The organism is Burkholderia sp. 4M9327F10, assembly GCF_005503145.1.
In the GTDB taxonomy this organism is placed as follows: Bacteria; Pseudomonadota; Gammaproteobacteria; order Burkholderiales; family Burkholderiaceae; genus Paraburkholderia.
On sequence record NZ_SCNV01000003.1, the window covers coordinates 251,759 to 265,782 of the forward strand.

The 14,024-nt window shown below is 63.5% G+C and carries 13 protein-coding genes; 10 read left to right on the plus strand and 3 right to left on the minus strand.

Annotated elements, in window-relative coordinates:
• Positions 1 to 25: 25 nt before the first annotated feature.
• Both FFS45_RS05380 and FFS45_RS05385 read right to left on the minus strand, forming a co-directional pair.
• A complete protein-coding gene (locus FFS45_RS05380) occupies positions 26 to 946 on the minus strand; it encodes a zf-HC2 domain-containing protein (RefSeq protein WP_137953668.1) in 921 nt (306 codons plus the stop codon).
• Entirely contained in the window at positions 943 to 1,497 is a 555-nt protein-coding gene (locus FFS45_RS05385; protein ID WP_137953669.1) for an RNA polymerase sigma factor, read from the minus strand. Before FFS45_RS05385 ends, FFS45_RS05380 begins: the two co-directional genes overlap by 4 nt.
• A gap of 296 nt (positions 1,498 to 1,793) precedes the next feature.
• Here FFS45_RS05385 and FFS45_RS05390 point away from each other — a divergent pair, with 296 nt between their 5' ends.
• From FFS45_RS05390 to FFS45_RS05410, 5 genes are all read left to right on the plus strand, one after another.
• A complete protein-coding gene (locus FFS45_RS05390; protein ID WP_249362648.1) occupies positions 1,794 to 3,320 on the plus strand; it encodes a GGDEF domain-containing protein in 1,527 nt (508 codons plus the stop codon).
• Between the two features lie 157 nt (positions 3,321 to 3,477).
• Positions 3,478 to 4,230 (plus strand): SDR family NAD(P)-dependent oxidoreductase, encoded by a 753-nt coding sequence (locus FFS45_RS05395; protein WP_137953671.1) that lies wholly within the window; start codon positions 3,478 to 3,480, stop codon positions 4,228 to 4,230.
• A gap of 95 nt (positions 4,231 to 4,325) precedes the next feature.
• Entirely contained in the window at positions 4,326 to 5,654 is a 1,329-nt protein-coding gene (locus FFS45_RS05400) for an MFS transporter (RefSeq protein ID WP_137953672.1), read from the plus strand.
• Between the two features lie 53 nt (positions 5,655 to 5,707).
• Positions 5,708 to 6,886 carry an L-rhamnonate dehydratase gene (rhmD, locus tag FFS45_RS05405; RefSeq protein ID WP_137953673.1) on the plus strand — a complete coding sequence of 393 codons (1,179 nt, stop codon included), beginning with the start codon at positions 5,708 to 5,710 and terminating at the stop codon, positions 6,884 to 6,886.
• Positions 6,887 to 6,976: 90 nt separating this feature from the next.
• A complete protein-coding gene (locus FFS45_RS05410; RefSeq protein ID WP_137953765.1) occupies positions 6,977 to 7,759 on the plus strand; it encodes an SDR family NAD(P)-dependent oxidoreductase in 783 nt (260 codons plus the stop codon).
• Between the two features lie 29 nt (positions 7,760 to 7,788).
• Here the strand turns inward: FFS45_RS05410 and FFS45_RS05415 are convergent, their stop codons facing one another.
• Positions 7,789 to 8,814: a LysR family transcriptional regulator gene (locus tag FFS45_RS05415; protein WP_249362649.1), complete on the minus strand. Its 1,026-nt coding sequence runs from the start codon at positions 8,812 to 8,814 to the stop codon at positions 7,789 to 7,791.
• 205 nt (positions 8,815 to 9,019) lie between these two features.
• Between FFS45_RS05415 and rhaM the strand changes: the two genes are divergently transcribed.
• The 5 genes from rhaM to FFS45_RS05440 all read left to right on the plus strand — a co-directional run bounded on the left by rhaM (position 9,020) and on the right by FFS45_RS05440 (position 13,940).
• Positions 9,020 to 9,343, plus strand: coding sequence for an L-rhamnose mutarotase (rhaM, locus tag FFS45_RS05420; RefSeq protein ID WP_137953674.1), 324 nt, complete (start codon positions 9,020 to 9,022; stop codon positions 9,341 to 9,343).
• A gap of 29 nt (positions 9,344 to 9,372) precedes the next feature.
• Positions 9,373 to 10,266: an amidohydrolase family protein gene (locus tag FFS45_RS05425; protein WP_137953675.1), complete on the plus strand. Its 894-nt coding sequence runs from the start codon at positions 9,373 to 9,375 to the stop codon at positions 10,264 to 10,266.
• 77 nt (positions 10,267 to 10,343) lie between these two features.
• Positions 10,344 to 11,873: a sugar ABC transporter ATP-binding protein gene (locus FFS45_RS05430; protein ID WP_137953676.1), complete on the plus strand. Its 1,530-nt coding sequence runs from the start codon at positions 10,344 to 10,346 to the stop codon at positions 11,871 to 11,873.
• Positions 11,870 to 12,934 carry an ABC transporter permease gene (locus tag FFS45_RS05435; protein ID WP_137953677.1) on the plus strand — a complete coding sequence of 355 codons (1,065 nt, stop codon included), beginning with the start codon at positions 11,870 to 11,872 and terminating at the stop codon, positions 12,932 to 12,934. Before FFS45_RS05430 ends, FFS45_RS05435 begins: the two co-directional genes overlap by 4 nt.
• The gene (locus tag FFS45_RS05440; RefSeq protein WP_137953678.1) at positions 12,927 to 13,940 is read left to right on the plus strand and encodes an ABC transporter permease; all 1,014 of its coding nucleotides are present in this window, start codon (positions 12,927 to 12,929) and stop codon (positions 13,938 to 13,940) included. The genes FFS45_RS05435 and FFS45_RS05440 overlap by 8 nt, the downstream gene beginning before the upstream one ends.
• Positions 13,941 to 14,024: the final 84 nt, after the last annotated feature.

Here is a 14,024-nt window from a genome sequence, read left to right on the forward strand (position 1 = left end):
TTAGCGCAGCTTGCGCGCCTTGCGACTAGTTTGCCGCCAGCATCGAGATCCCGGCGTCGCCGAACAGCGTCTGCACGTTGTCGGAAGAGATATTTTTCGCCAGCGCCGACAGATCGACCCCTTCGGGCTTACCGATCAGCGCATAGCTAAGATCGGCGTGGCGCCATGTCACGACGTTCATGCTGGCGACGCGCTGCTCGGCGATTGCCGCGTCGGCCCGTGCGTCCTTCATCACGCAGAGCGCAATGGGCGCACCTTGTGGCGGCAGATAGACGATCTGCACCAGCGGCTTGTCGTTAAAGCGCAGCCGCTGTACGCGCTTGAAGGTCAGTCCGGCCTGACTCAGGTCCGGAATTCGCAAATCGAGCCCGTCCTGATGACGAATTTCGTCGAGCGTTTGCGCCGACAGTTCGGCATTGACCGGCACCTGGGCAATGGTCTCGCGCGAATAGAGCTGCTGATAGCCCGCCGCGGCTGCGATCCAGCTTGACGCCTGCGGGTTGGCCGCGGCAACCGTTGCGGAAGAGTTGGCGCCGGGGCCGGCGCCGAGGCCCGGCACAAGGCGCAGGCCGATGCTGCAGCAGAACGCCCCGGCAACGAAGGCCGCCGCCAGCCACAGCGGCGCCACACGCAGCCGCGAGCGCACCGGCTCCGACGGCGGAGCGAGCGGGCCGTGCTCGAGCACAGCGTCATTGGCGCCGGGTGTGGCGGTACGCTGCGCATGGGTGCGCGCCAGCGCCGCGATGGCTTCGGTCAGGCTGTCCGGCACCGGCGGCAGCTTTTGTTGCGCGAAAGCTTCCTTATAAGGCAGGCGCGACGTTTGCAACTGCGCGACAAATTCGGCGGCATCGGGCGACACGGCGATCTCCTTTTCGACCTCCTGGCATTCCTCTGCGGACAGTTCGCCGTCCACATATGCCATCAGCAGGATAGAGTCCATTTTCATGAGACCGGGTCCTTACTCGCGACTGCAACTTTGTTTCTCCGGCTGTCCCGCACCCCGAACAGCGCGCCGATAGTTTGACGCGCCCGCGACAGCCGACTCATGACCGTGCCGATCGGCACGTCGAGCACCTGAGCCGCTTCGACATAACTGAGCCCTTCTACGGCCACGAGCAGCATCACGACGCGCTGCGCTTCCGGCAACTGGGCCACTGCATTGACAATCTGGTTATTGATGGCATTTTCCTCCGGCGTGCGCGCGGCAGGATCGGCGACGGTTTCGAGCATTTCATCATCCCATTCCGTGCTGGAGCGGTTGCGCCGGCTGCGGGCGCGCAACTCGTTGATCCACGTGGAATGCACGATGGCGAACATCCAGCTCAGCGCGGATGTGCCGGGCTGCAACTGATGCGCGCGTTCGAGCGCACGCACGCAGGCGCGCTGCACCAGGTCTTCGGCGTCGTGCCGGTCGCCTGAAATGCGTAGCGCAAACGCCCACAAGCGCGGCAGCATGGCCGGAAGCAGGCTGGGTAAATCCGAACCGGTCGTCGACATGGTTCCATGTTTGCGCAAGGACAGACTCAAGATTTTAGCGATAAACCGGGGCCTCTGCTGGCGTTGTCGTGGAAAAGCAGCGACGCAGGCGACGTTATGCCGCCGCCCCGGGCACACGCGGATTTCCCGTGGCGCGGCGAAGCGGTTACAGTCAATGTACGGGCGGCTAGCGACGCGAGGCGGGCGGCAGGCGTTAGGCCGGATCGGGCGCTGGCGGTACGTTCCAGTTCGTCAGACAGACCCACCGTTCTGACGAACGCTTTATCCACGACGGAGGGGAACCGGTGACGGGTCGAGTGCTTTCTCTACGTCGGCGCTGGCGTAAGGCGGTGCGCAGGTGCGCAGCGGCACTCACCCAGGCCGTGGGCCGCCACCCGTTTCTGGCGGGCATTGCCGGCACGGCGGTGGCAACGGCCATGGCAAGCCTGACCTTTCTGACACTTTACGACGGCCGTGCCGACGCTTTGCTCCACGCACACGAAACGTCGGAAAACCTGGTGTCGCTAGTCTCCAGTGACCTCGCGCGCAATGTCGAGATCTACGATCTGTCGCTGCATTCGATGGTCGATGGCGCGCAGAATCCGCAGACCTGGAAGCTGCCCACCGAGCTGCGCCAGGCGGTGCTGTTCGACCGGGCGACCACGGCCGCTTATCTGGGCGGGGCTTATGTGCTGGATGCCGGCGGCCGCGTGATCGCCTCGCAGCGGGACGAACTCGACCCGTCGGTACGGCTCGACGACCGCGATTACTTTGTTGCCCAGCAGCGCAATCCCGATGTGGGCCTGTTCGTGTCGCATCCGTTTCGCTCGCGGCTGCGCGGCGGCAATCTGTCGATCGGGCTGACCCGCCGCATCAATGGCCCGGATGGCGCCTTTGCGGGCGTCGCGCTACTGGCTATCCGGATCGAATATTTCCAGCATCTGCTCGACAAGATCAATACGGGTAAAGCGGGCTCGGTATTTATCGTCCTCGACGACGGCACGCTGCTCGCGCGCAAACCGTACACCGAGGAGGCAATCGGCAGCAGCATCGCAAAGTCCCCGACATTCATGTTGATGGCCTCGCGCGCGGAAGGCTCCTATGTGGCGAAATCCGCGGTGGATGGCGTGCGGCGCATCTTTACCTATGCGCATGTGCCGTCCACGCCGTTGATCGCTGTGGTGGCGCCGGCCGAGGAGGACGTGTTTGCCGAATGGCGCCGCCGCAGTCTGCTTGCGGGTGGTCTGACGCTTGCGCTGGGCGCGGTGTTCGTGCTGGTGTCGTGGCTGCTGGCGTTCACGCTGCAGGGCAAGGTGGAGGCGCAGGCGGAGCTGGTGAGACTGGCCGCCACCGATCCGCTGACGGGCCTGAGCAACCGCCGCGTCCTCGACAACCGGCTCGACGAGGAATGGCTGCGTGCGCGGCGCAACGGCAGCGCGATGTCGGTGCTGTTCGTGGACGTCGATTACTTCAAGAAGTTTAACGACACCTATGGCCATGCCGCCGGCGACGAGGTGCTGATCGCGGTGGCGGAATGCATTGCCTCGGTGGTGCGGCGCTCGGTGGATCTGGTGGCCCGCTATGGCGGCGAGGAGTTTGCCGTGGTGCTACCGGAAACTTCGGCGCAAGGGGCGCTGGTGATCGCAGAGAAGATCCGCAAGAAGGTCCAGGCGATCAGCGTGTTTTATGAGCCGGACGCTCAGGGCTCGGTGACGGTGAGCGTCGGCTGCGCGACCTGCTTGCCGGCGCAAGGAGGAAGTGTCTCCGGGTTGATGGCGCAGGCCGATGCGCAACTCTATGTGGCGAAGTCGGCGGGGCGCAATCGGGTGAGCGCGGGGGCTTGAGGGAGTTGGGATCTGACAATCCGCTTCGATCCACTTTTGTTATCGCACCTTCCAATACTCGAATTGTTCCGGTATCAGACGCGCCGTATATTGGCTGACACCAACACAACCATAACCGTGACAGGGTGCGAGCCGTGTCACGGAAGCGAGACACACGATGAACCGAATCGATCTGGAGGGGCGTGCCGTCGTCATTACCGGCGGGGCGCGCGGTATTGGGTATGCAGTGGCGCAGCGCGCGCTGAATTCAGGCGCCTCGGTCGCGCTCTGGGATGTCGACGCGGTGCGCCTCGAGCGCAGCCGCGGCGAACTGGCTGAACTGGGCAAGGTGTCGGCGGTGAGCGTCGAGCTGACCGATGAAGTTTCGGTGACGAATGCCGTCACGCAAACTCTCGCCGCCCACGGCAGTATCGACGTGCTGATCAACTGTGCGGGCATTACCGGCGGCAACGGCACCACCTGGGAACTGGAACCGGAGGTCTGGCGCCGGGTGATCGACGTCAACCTGATTGGCCCCTACCTGACCTGCCGCGCGGTCGTGCCGCAGATGCTCAAGCAGGGCTATGGACGCATCGTCAATATCGCCTCGGTGGCCGGCAAGGAAGGCAACCCGAACGCGTCGCACTACAGTGCTTCGAAGGCCGGTCTGATTGGCCTCACCAAATCGCTGGGCAAGGAACTGGCCACGAAGAATATTCTCGTCAATGCAGTCACGCCGGCGGCGGCCAAGACCGAGATCTTCGATTCGATGTCGCAGCAGCATATCGACTACATGCTCTCGAAGATCCCGATGAACCGCTTCCTGTTGCCGGAAGAGGCGGCCTCGCTGATCCTGTGGCTGTCGTCGGAAGACTGTGCGTTCAGCACCGGCGCAGTGTTCGATCTGTCCGGCGGCCGCGCGACTTACTGAGCCGCAGCCGGGCTCGCCGAATCCGCTGTAACCCGCGCACGGGCACTACCGAACCGGCCATATAAGACGGACCTGAGAGGTCGACAGGAGAGTCGATGAATCCCACTTCGCCCGCTTCCCTCGAGGCGATCAACAGCAAGGTGATGCGGCGCCTGTTGCCGTTTCTCCTGCTGATGTATGTGCTGGCGTTTCTCGATCGAGCCAATATCGGCTTCGCGCAAAAGGCGCTGCAGCACGATACCGGCTTGTCGAACGCGGCGTTTGCGTTCGGCGCCGGGGTGTTCTTTATCGGTTATGCCTTGTTCGAAGTGCCAAGCAATCTGCTGCTGCACCGGGTCGGCGCGCGTCTATGGATGTGCCGCATCATGGTGACGTGGGGGCTGGTGTCGGCCTCCATGTGTCTCGCGCATACCGCGAACGCTTTCTATGCGCTGCGCTTTCTGCTTGGCGTCGCGGAGGCCGGTTTTTTTCCGGGCGTGATCTATTACCTGACGCACTGGTTTGCCCAGTCGGCGCGTGCGCGGGCCGTGGGGGTGTTCTATTTCGGCGCGCCGCTCGCGTTTATCTTCGGCAGTCCGCTCTCGGGCCTGTTGCTCGATTTGCATGGCGCCGCGGGTCTGGCGGGCTGGCAATGGCTGTTTCTGATTGAAGGCTCCATGGCGGCGGCGGTCGGTGTATGGGCGTTCTGGTATCTGGACAACCGGCCTGAAGACGCCCGCTGGCTCGATGGCGCAGAGCGCGCCGCCTTGCGCGAGGCGCTCGATCAGGACGTCCGCACGGCATCCGCGCACGCCCCGCGCAACCTGCTGGCCGCGCTGATCGACCGGCGGGTGCTGGCGCTCTCGGCGATCTATCTGCTGATCCAGATGAGCGTGTATGGTGTGATTTTCTATCTGCCGCAGCAGGTTGCGGCATTGATGGGCACGACGGTCGGCCTGCGCGTGGGGCTTGTCGCCGCGCTTCCCTGGCTGTGTGCGCTGGCTGTGACCTGGAGCGTGCCGCGACGCGCGGACCGCAGCGGCGGCCATCGCCGCTGGGCAGTGGCGCTATTGGTGCTGGCCGGACTCGGCATCTGCGCATCCGGATTGACGCATAGCCCGTTGTTTGCGCTGGCCGCGCTGTGTTGCGCCGCGAGCGGCTTTATCGCGGCACAGCCGCTGTTCTGGACTTTCCCCACCCGTTATCTGACCGGCGCCGCCGCCGCAGGCAGCATTGCGCTGATCAACTCGCTCGGCGGCCTCGGCGGCTTTATCGCGCCGTCGTTGCGTACCGCCGCGGAACACGCGTTCGCGTCCACTTCGGCGGGCCTGCTGCTGCTCGGCGCGGCGAGCCTGCTGGCGGCGCTCCTGATCGGCACGCTGTTTCGCCGCGACACTGCGCCTGCCGCACAGACCATGACGCCATTGATACACCGCGCCCGTTAGTCTATCGACGGCCGCGCTTGACTGCCCTACAAACGGAAAACGGAGCCTTTCTTATGGCGATGCCCACTATCAAGCACGTGCGTGCCTTTATCGTCCGAGGCGGCGGTGCGGATTATCACGATCAGGCCGATGGCCACTGGATCGACGACCATATCTCCACGCCAATGGCGCGCTATCCCGAGTACCGGCAGAGCCGCCAGTCGTTCGGTATCAATGTGCTCGGTACGCTGGTGGTCGAGATCGAGGCGAGCGACGGCACCGTCGGTTTTGCAGTGACGACGGGCGGCGAGATCGGCGCGTTTATCGTTGAGAAGCATCTGGCGCGTTTCCTTGAAGGCCAGCTTGTCACCGACATCGAGAAGATGTGGGATCAGATGTATTTCGCCACGCTGTACTATGGCCGCAAGGGTGTCGTGCTGAATACGATTTCCGGCGTCGATCTGGCCTTGTGGGATCTGCTCGCCAAGATTCGCAAGGAGCCTGTTTATCAATTGCTGGGTGGCCCGGTGCGCGACGAACTGGTGTTCTACGCAACCGGCGCGCGCCCCGATCTTGCCAAAGAAATGGGCTTTATCGGCGGCAAGCTGCCGTTGCAGCATGGGCCGGCCGAGGGCGAAGCCGGACTCAAAAAGAATATCGAGCGCCTGGCCGAGATGCGCAGCCGCGTCGGCGACGATTTCTGGCTGATGTTCGATTGCTGGATGAGTCTCGACGTGCCCTATGCGACAAAGCTCGCGCACGCGGCGCACGAGTATGGCCTGAAATGGGTGGAAGAGTGTCTGCCGCCGGACGACTACTGGGGGTACGCCGAACTGCGCCGCAATGTACCGCGCGGCATGATGGTTTCGACGGGCGAACACGAGGCGACGCGCTGGGGCTTTCGCATGCTGCTGGAAATGAACTGCTGCGATCTGATCCAGCCGGATGTGGGTTGGTGCGGCGGCATGACCGAGCTGATCAAGATTTCCGCGCTGGCCGATGCGCATAACGTGATGGTGGTACCGCACGGTTCCTCGGTGTACAGCTATCATTTTGTCGTCACGCGTCACAACTCGCCGTTCGCGGAGTTTCTGATGATGGCGCCCAAGGCGGATCAGGTGGTGCCCATGTTCACGCCGCTGCTGCTCGATGAACCCGTGCCCGTGAATGGCCGCATGAAGGTGCCGGAGACGCCGGGTTTCGGCGTGCGGCTCAATCCGGACTGTGCGTTGGTGCGGCCTTATCCGCGTTAAAAGCGGTGTGTCGAGATGGACGCGTTGAGCCTGTAGTGCGTGACGCAAAACCGAAAGATGGCAACGGCCGGACCGGTCAAGGAGAACCCAGTGCTGCTCAAGGACAAGGTGGTGATCGTCACAGGCGGATCGCGCGGCATTGGCCGGGCTATCGCCGTGGCCTGCGCACGCGAAGGCGCCGATGTGGCGATCAACTACTGGGGCGATAACGACGCATCGTACGGACGCCGCTCGGCCGTTGAAGAAGTCCTGGCCGAGATTGCCGCACTTGGCCGGCGTGGGCTAGCGGTAGAAGGCAACGTTGCTGCACGCGAGACCGGTGCGGAACTGGTTCGGCGTACCGTGGAGGCCTTCGGCAGGGTCGACGTGCTGGCGAGCAATGCGGGCATCTGTCCGTTCCACGCGTTTCTCGATATGCCCGCCGAGGTGCTGGAGACGACCGTGGCGGTCAATCTGAACGGCGCGTTTTTCGTGACCCAGGCGGCGGCACAGCAGATGAAGGCGCAAGGCACGGGCGGCGCGATTGTCGCTACGAGTTCGATTAGCGCACTCGTTGGCGGCGGCATGCAGACGCATTACACACCGACCAAGGCCGGCGTGCATTCGCTGATGCAGTCGTGCGCGATTGCGTTGGGACCGTATGGGATTCGCTGCAATTCGGTGCTGCCGGGCACGATTGCCACGGACCTGAATGCCGAAGACCTCGCGGACGAAGCCAAGAAGGCCTACTTCGAGAAGCGGATTCCGTTAGGCAGGTTAGGACGTCCGGAGGATGTCGCGGATTGCGTGGTGTTTCTTGCTTCGGACTATGCGCGCTATGTGACCGGTGCGGCGTTGCTGGTGGATGGCGGTTTGTTCGTCAACCTGCAGTGAGCGAACAGATACAGGGCAATGCGCGAGACTCAGTGAGCGGGCAAGGGGAAGGGAGGGGCATCCGCAGGCTCAATCGCGCCGCTGCCCGCGCTATCCGGTTGAACGCCTGCCTCGCGGGCCAGCTTATGCGAAACGCTACGCAGCAAGTCGATGAAATGCAGCGCCGGTTCGGCGAGCGGCTCTTCCTTGCGCGTGAGAATGCCGAAGCCGGCGAGGCTCTTGCCGATCTCGACGGGCAACGCCACCAGCAGCTTGCCGCGCACATGGTCGCGCACCACGGATTCCGGCAGCATCGCCACGGCATCGTAGTTTTCGAGCAATTGCAGGGTAGCGAAGATCGACGCGCATTCGGTCAGATTGACCGGGGTAGCGAGTCCGGCGCGGGCCAGTTCTTCTTCGAACAGCACGCGCGCCGGACTGGTAATGGGCTGGGCAACCCACGGCCAGTCGATCAGTTCGCGCAAGGTAATGGCGGTGCGCTGCGCCAGCGGATGAACGGTGCGCACCACCAGCATCAAGGTCTCACGGGCGAGCGGCTCGAAACTGAAATCGTTGTGCTGCAAAGGATTGGTCAGGCGGCCGAGGGCGAGATCGACTTCGCGGCGGTGCAGCAACTGGACCACCTGGTCGCTGGTTTCGCCGAGGATGCGTACGTTCAGCAGCGGCCGTTCGGTTTTCAGCGCGGCGACCGCCATGGCCAGCAGATCGGGCGCGGCGCCCATGATGGCGCCCACCGTCAACTGGCCGTGTCCGCCTTTGCGCTTGACGTCGAGGTCTTCGGCGAAGCGGGTCAGCTCGGCCAGCGCGCGCCGGGCGTAGGCAAGGGTGACGACGCCAAGCGGCGTAGGCTGCATGCCGCGCGCGTTGCGCTCGAACAGCAGGAAGCCGAACGCCTCTTCGATATCGCCCAACATGCGGGATGCGCTCGGTTGGGCAACGTTGACGGCGTCGGCGGCCTGGTGGAGGTTGCGGGCGTCGTCGAGCGCGACCAGCAGCGCCAGATGCTTGAATTTGAGCCGGTTGACGAGGGCGACAGTGGCGGCGTTCTGGCTCATATGGCGGAGGCGTTGACGGATGCGGGCAGGCGGAAGCAGACGGCGAATGGATAGGGCGGATGCATGCGCCGTGCGATCCGGTTTCTGGATCGCCTAATCCCAACAACGGATTGAGATGCTATCGACGCAGGAATTATAGTCGGTTCAGACGCTTCCCCCAGAAAGCGCCCCGAAGATGAAAAGCAACGACGGGAGACAGGCCGCAATGGAGACAATCGCTTTCCGGATGGTGCTTAACCCCGGCATGCGCGAGGAGTATGAACGCCGGCACCGGGAGATCTGGCCCGAACTGGTGGATGCCTTGCGCGAGGCCGGCGTGCACGAGTACCGCATTTTCTTCGACGCGGGTAGTAATCATCTGTTTGCCATTCTGACGCGCATCCCCAATCATCATATGGACCGTTTGCCGGAACTCGATGTCATGCGCAAATGGTGGGACTACATGGCTGACATCATGCAGACCGCCCCGGATCACACGCCGCTGCAGCAGGCGCTGGAGCCGGTGTTTCATTTGCCGCCCCCGGGTTGATGGACCGTTCGAGCAAGGAGAGATGCCTCATGCAAGTGATCGACCCGCATATTCATCTATGGGATCTGAAGACGCATCGCTACCCGTGGCTTGAAAATCCGGGCGTGTCGTTCGTCGGCGACGCCCGTGAGATGAAGCACGACTATTTGCTGGCCGATCTGCGCGGCGAAGCGGGCGAGATCGAGATTCTCAAAGTGGTGCATGTGGAGGCGAATCACGACCCGGCCGACCCGGTCGAAGAAACGCGCTGGCTGCAGGGCATTGCGAACGAACCAGGCTCGCATGGCATGCCGAACGGCATCGTCGCCGGGGCCGATCTTGCGGCGCCCAATGCCGCGCAGGTCCTCGAAGCTCATGCGGCCTTTGCCAATACGCGCGGCGTGCGGCAGATCCTGAATGTGCATGGGAACAAGCTGTTCGACTATATCGGCCGGCATCTGATGCGCGACTCGTTGTGGCGTGAGAATTTTGCCTTGCTGCGCCGCTATAACCTGTCGTTCGACCTGCAACTGTATCCGTCGCAGATGGACGAAGCGGTGGCGTTGGCCGAGGCCCATGCCGACACCCAGTTCATCGTCAATCATGCGGGCATGTTTGTGGACCGCAATAGCGTGGCGGGATATCGCGCCTGGCGTGACGGCATGCGGCGCCTCGCCGGTTGCCCGAACGTAGCGGTCAAGATCAGCGGCCTTGCGATGTTCGATCATCACTGGACAGTGGAAAGCCTGCGTCCCTATGTGCTCGAAACGATCGACGCGTTTGGCGTCGAGCGCGCCATGTTTGCATCCAATTTTCCAGTGGACCGCCTGTTTGGATCGTATGAGGATCTTTGGCATGCCTACGCTTCAATCGTGGCGGACGCGAGCGTGGCCGAGCAGGACGCGCTGTTTCGCCGCAACGCCGAGCGCATTTACCGGATCTGACCGGCTGGAAGTCGCTCTGGAATACCCCTGAAGCAAGGCGGCGCGCTGACGATGCCGCAGGATGGAGGAGACAGGCAGTGCAGGAACAGACAACCGCTACGCCCCGGCTCGAACTGCGGCATGCGAGCAAATCGTTCGGCCGGGTTCGCGCGCTATCGGATGGCGATCTCACGCTATGGCCGGGCGAAGTGCATGCGCTGCTCGGCGAAAACGGCGCGGGCAAATCGACGCTCGTAAAAATACTCGCGGGTGTTCATCAGCCCGATACCGGTGAGATTGTGGTCGACGGGGTGGCGCGGCGCTTTGCGACACCTGCTGAAGCGCGCGATGCCGGTCTTGCGGTGATCTACCAGGAACCTACGCTGTTTTTCGATCTGTCGATTGCCGAGAATATTTTCATGGGCCGGCAGCCGGTGGATCGCATTGGCCGGATTCAGTACGAAGCAATGCGCAGCGAAGTGGATGGCCTGCTGGCATCGCTCGGCGTCGATCTGCAGGCGGACCAGTTGGTGCGGGGGCTGTCCATTGCGGATCAGCAGGTGATTGAAATCGCCAAGGCGCTTTCGCTGAACGCGAACGTGCTGATCATGGACGAGCCGACCGCGGCATTGTCCCTGACCGAAGTGGAGCGGCTGTTTGCGATTGTGCGCAAGCTGCGCGAACGCGATGTGGCGATTCTCTTCATTACCCATCGTCTCGACGAGGTGTTTGCGCTGACGCAGCATGTCACCATCATGCGCGACGGGGCGAAGGTGTTCGATGCGCCCACCGCGGATCTGACCACGGCGGCAATCGTGGCGAAGATGGTCGGGGGCGATCTGGAGAGCTTTTATCCGAAAGCGGATGTTGCGCCGGGCGACGTGCGTTTGTCGGTGCGCGGATTGACGCGGCTTGGCGTGTTCAAGGACATCTCGTTCGAGGTCCGCGCGGGCGAGATTGTGGCGCTGGCCGGACTGGTTGGCGCCGGACGCAGCGAGGTGGCCCGCGCGATCTTCGGCATCGATCCGCTCGATGCGGGCGAGGTGTGGATAGCGGGCAAGCCGCTTGCCACCGGGCGGCCCGCGGCGGCGGTGCGGGCCGGGCTTGCGCTGGTGCCGGAAGACCGCCGCCAGCAGGGGCTGGCGCTCGAACTGAGCATCGCGCGCAATGCGTCGATGACGGTGCTTGGGCGTCTCGTCAAACACGGGCTGATTTCCACGCGCAGCGAAACGCAACTTGCCGCGCAATGGGGCTCAAGGCTGCGTCTGAAAGCGGGCGACGCCAATGCGCCGGTCGGCACGCTTTCCGGCGGCAATCAGCAGAAAGTCGTGCTCGGCAAATGGCTCGCGACCGACCCCAAGGTATTGATCATCGACGAGCCGACTCGCGGCATTGATGTAGGCGCCAAGGCCGAGGTGTATAGCGCGCTCGCGGAACTGGTCACGCACGGCATGGCGGTGCTGATGATCTCAAGCGAGTTGCCGGAAGTGCTCGGCATGGCCGACCGGGTGCTCGTGATGCACGAAGGACGGATTAGCGCCGAGATCGCCCGCGCCGATGCAAACGAAGAACGCATCATGGGCGCCGCCCTCGGTCAACCCGCTAACCCACTGGGGCACGCCGCATGATGCGCCACTCCCATACTCATCCTCATCCGGCGCCGGTTCAGCCTTCCGTCGCTGGCGGCGCTACGCCGAAAGCGGGCGGATTGGTCGCGGCGCTTGCCAGGAGCCGCGAAACCACGCTGTTTATCGTGCTGGTGCTGCTGATTGCCGGCACGGGCCTCGCCCGGCCGCAGTTTCTGAATCTGCAGAATCTGCGCGATGTGCTGCTGAATGTGTCGATTATCAGCCTGCTGACAGCGGGGATGACGGTCGTGATCCTGATGCGGCATATCGATCTTTCGGTGGGCTCGACGGTCGGCATCAGCGCTTATGCCGTCGGCAGCCTGTATGTCGCGTTTCCACATATGCCCGTGCTGGTCGCGCTGGCGGCGGGGCTGGCAATCGGCCTGGTGGCGGGCGGCATCAATGCGCTGCTGGTGGCGGTGGGGCGGGTGCCTTCGCTGGTCGCCACGCTCTCCACGCTGTATATCTTCCGCGGGGCGGACTATGCGTGGGTGCATGGCGGTCAGATCAACGCCACCAGCTTGCCCGATGCGTATTCGCGGCTCGCGACCGGCGTGGTGCTTGGCGTGCCCACGCTGGCGCTGATCGCGCTTGTGGTGCTGGCCGGATTGTCGGTGTATCTGAAGCAGTTTCGCGGCGGACGTGAGCACTATGCGATCGGCTCGAATCCGGAGGCGGCGCGCCTCGCGGGCGTCAATGTCGAGCGGCGCGTGATGTCGGGCTTTCTGCTGTCCGGTGCGATTGCGGGTTTTGCGGGCGCGCTATGGCTGGCGCGCTTCGGCACCGTGGATGCCAGCACCGCCAAGGGCATCGAGCTGCAGGTGGTGGCCGCCGCGGTGGTGGGCAGCGTGGCGATTACGGGGGGAGTGGGCACCATCCTCGGCGCGACGCTCGGTGCGCTGGTGCTGGGCGTGATCAGCATTGCGCTGGTGGTGCTGCGCGTGTCGCCGTTCTGGGAGCAGGCGATTCAAGGCGCGCTGATTGTCGCCGCCATTGCTGCCGACACACTCCTGGCCCGCTCCGTCGCCAAACGCATGATGAGGAAACGCGATCATGGCTAAACCCGATTCCGCCTTGCTGACCCGCAAGCGCGAGACGCCTTTGCGCTGGGAAATATTGCTGGTCATCGTGCTGGTGTTGTCGCTGGCCTTGGGCCGGGTGCTCTCGCCAGTGTTTCTAACGGGTGCCAATATCAGCAACGTGCTGGCCGATCTGACCGAGATTGCCTTGATGGCGCTGCCGATGACCTTGATTATCGTGGCCGCCGAAATCGATCTTTCGGTGGCGTCGGTGCTCGGGGCATCGAGCGCGCTAATGGGCGTGCTGTGGCATATGGGCTTGCCGATGCCGCTCGCGATCGGGCTGGTGCTGATCGTCGGCGCGCTGGCCGGACTGCTGAACGGCCTGGTGATTGTCAAGCTGAATCTGCCTTCGCTTGCCGTGACGATCGGCACGCTGGCGCTGTTTCGCGGCCTGGCGTATGTGCTGCTCGGCGATCAGGCGGTCGCGGATTTTCCGGCGGGCTATACGGCATTCGGCATGAACAATCTCGGCGCGACGTTTATCCCGCTGCCGTTTGTGATTGTGATCGTCGGTGCGGTGGTGTTCACCGTGCTGCTGCAGGCCACGGCGTTCGGCCGCAGTCTCTATGCGATTGGCGCGAATCCGACCGCCGCGACGTTCTCCGGTATCGAGGTGGCGAAGATCCGTTTGCGCCTGTTTGTCTTGTCCGGCCTGATGAGTGCACTGGCCGGCGTGGTCTACACCTTGCGCTTTACCAGCGCGCGGGGCGATAACGGCGAGGGCTTCGAGCTCTCGGTGATTGCGGCGGTGCTGTTCGGCGGCGTGAGCATTTTCGGCGGACGTGGTTCGATGGTCGGTGTGTTGCTGTCGCTGCTGATTATCGGCGTGCTGAAAAACGCCTTGACGCTCGATGACGTCTCCAGCGAAACGCTCACGATCGTGACCGGTGTGCTGCTGCTCGCGTCCGTGCTGATTCCGAATCTGGTGGCCCGCTGGCGGGCAATGCGCGACCGGCGGTTTATCGCGAAGTCTGCTGCTTCATAGCCTATTGGTCTTGCCTAGCGTTGCCTTGCCTTGCCGCAAGACGACGCTTGTGCGGCATGCCGTTCCTGAAATCAACAACCCGGA

Coding starts and splice junctions, on each gene's coding strand:
- FFS45_RS05425 (WP_137953675.1), top strand. CDS start 9,373: ATGCAAGTGATCGACCCGCATATTCATCTATGGGATCTGAAGACGCAT.
- FFS45_RS05400 (WP_137953672.1), top strand. CDS start 4,326: ATGAATCCCACTTCGCCCGCTTCCCTCGAGGCGATCAACAGCAAGGTG.
- FFS45_RS05415 (WP_249362649.1), bottom strand. CDS start 8,814: ATGAGCCAGAACGCCGCCACTGTCGCCCTCGTCAACCGGCTCAAATTC.
- FFS45_RS05395 (WP_137953671.1), top strand. CDS start 3,478: ATGAACCGAATCGATCTGGAGGGGCGTGCCGTCGTCATTACCGGCGGG.
- rhaM (WP_137953674.1), top strand. CDS start 9,020: ATGGAGACAATCGCTTTCCGGATGGTGCTTAACCCCGGCATGCGCGAG.
- FFS45_RS05380 (WP_137953668.1), bottom strand. CDS start 946: ATGAAAATGGACTCTATCCTGCTGATGGCATATGTGGACGGCGAACTG.
- FFS45_RS05435 (WP_137953677.1), top strand. CDS start 11,870: ATGATGCGCCACTCCCATACTCATCCTCATCCGGCGCCGGTTCAGCCT.
- FFS45_RS05440 (WP_137953678.1), top strand. CDS start 12,927: ATGGCTAAACCCGATTCCGCCTTGCTGACCCGCAAGCGCGAGACGCCT.
- FFS45_RS05385 (WP_137953669.1), bottom strand. CDS start 1,497: ATGTCGACGACCGGTTCGGATTTACCCAGCCTGCTTCCGGCCATGCTG.
- rhmD (WP_137953673.1), top strand. CDS start 5,708: ATGGCGATGCCCACTATCAAGCACGTGCGTGCCTTTATCGTCCGAGGC.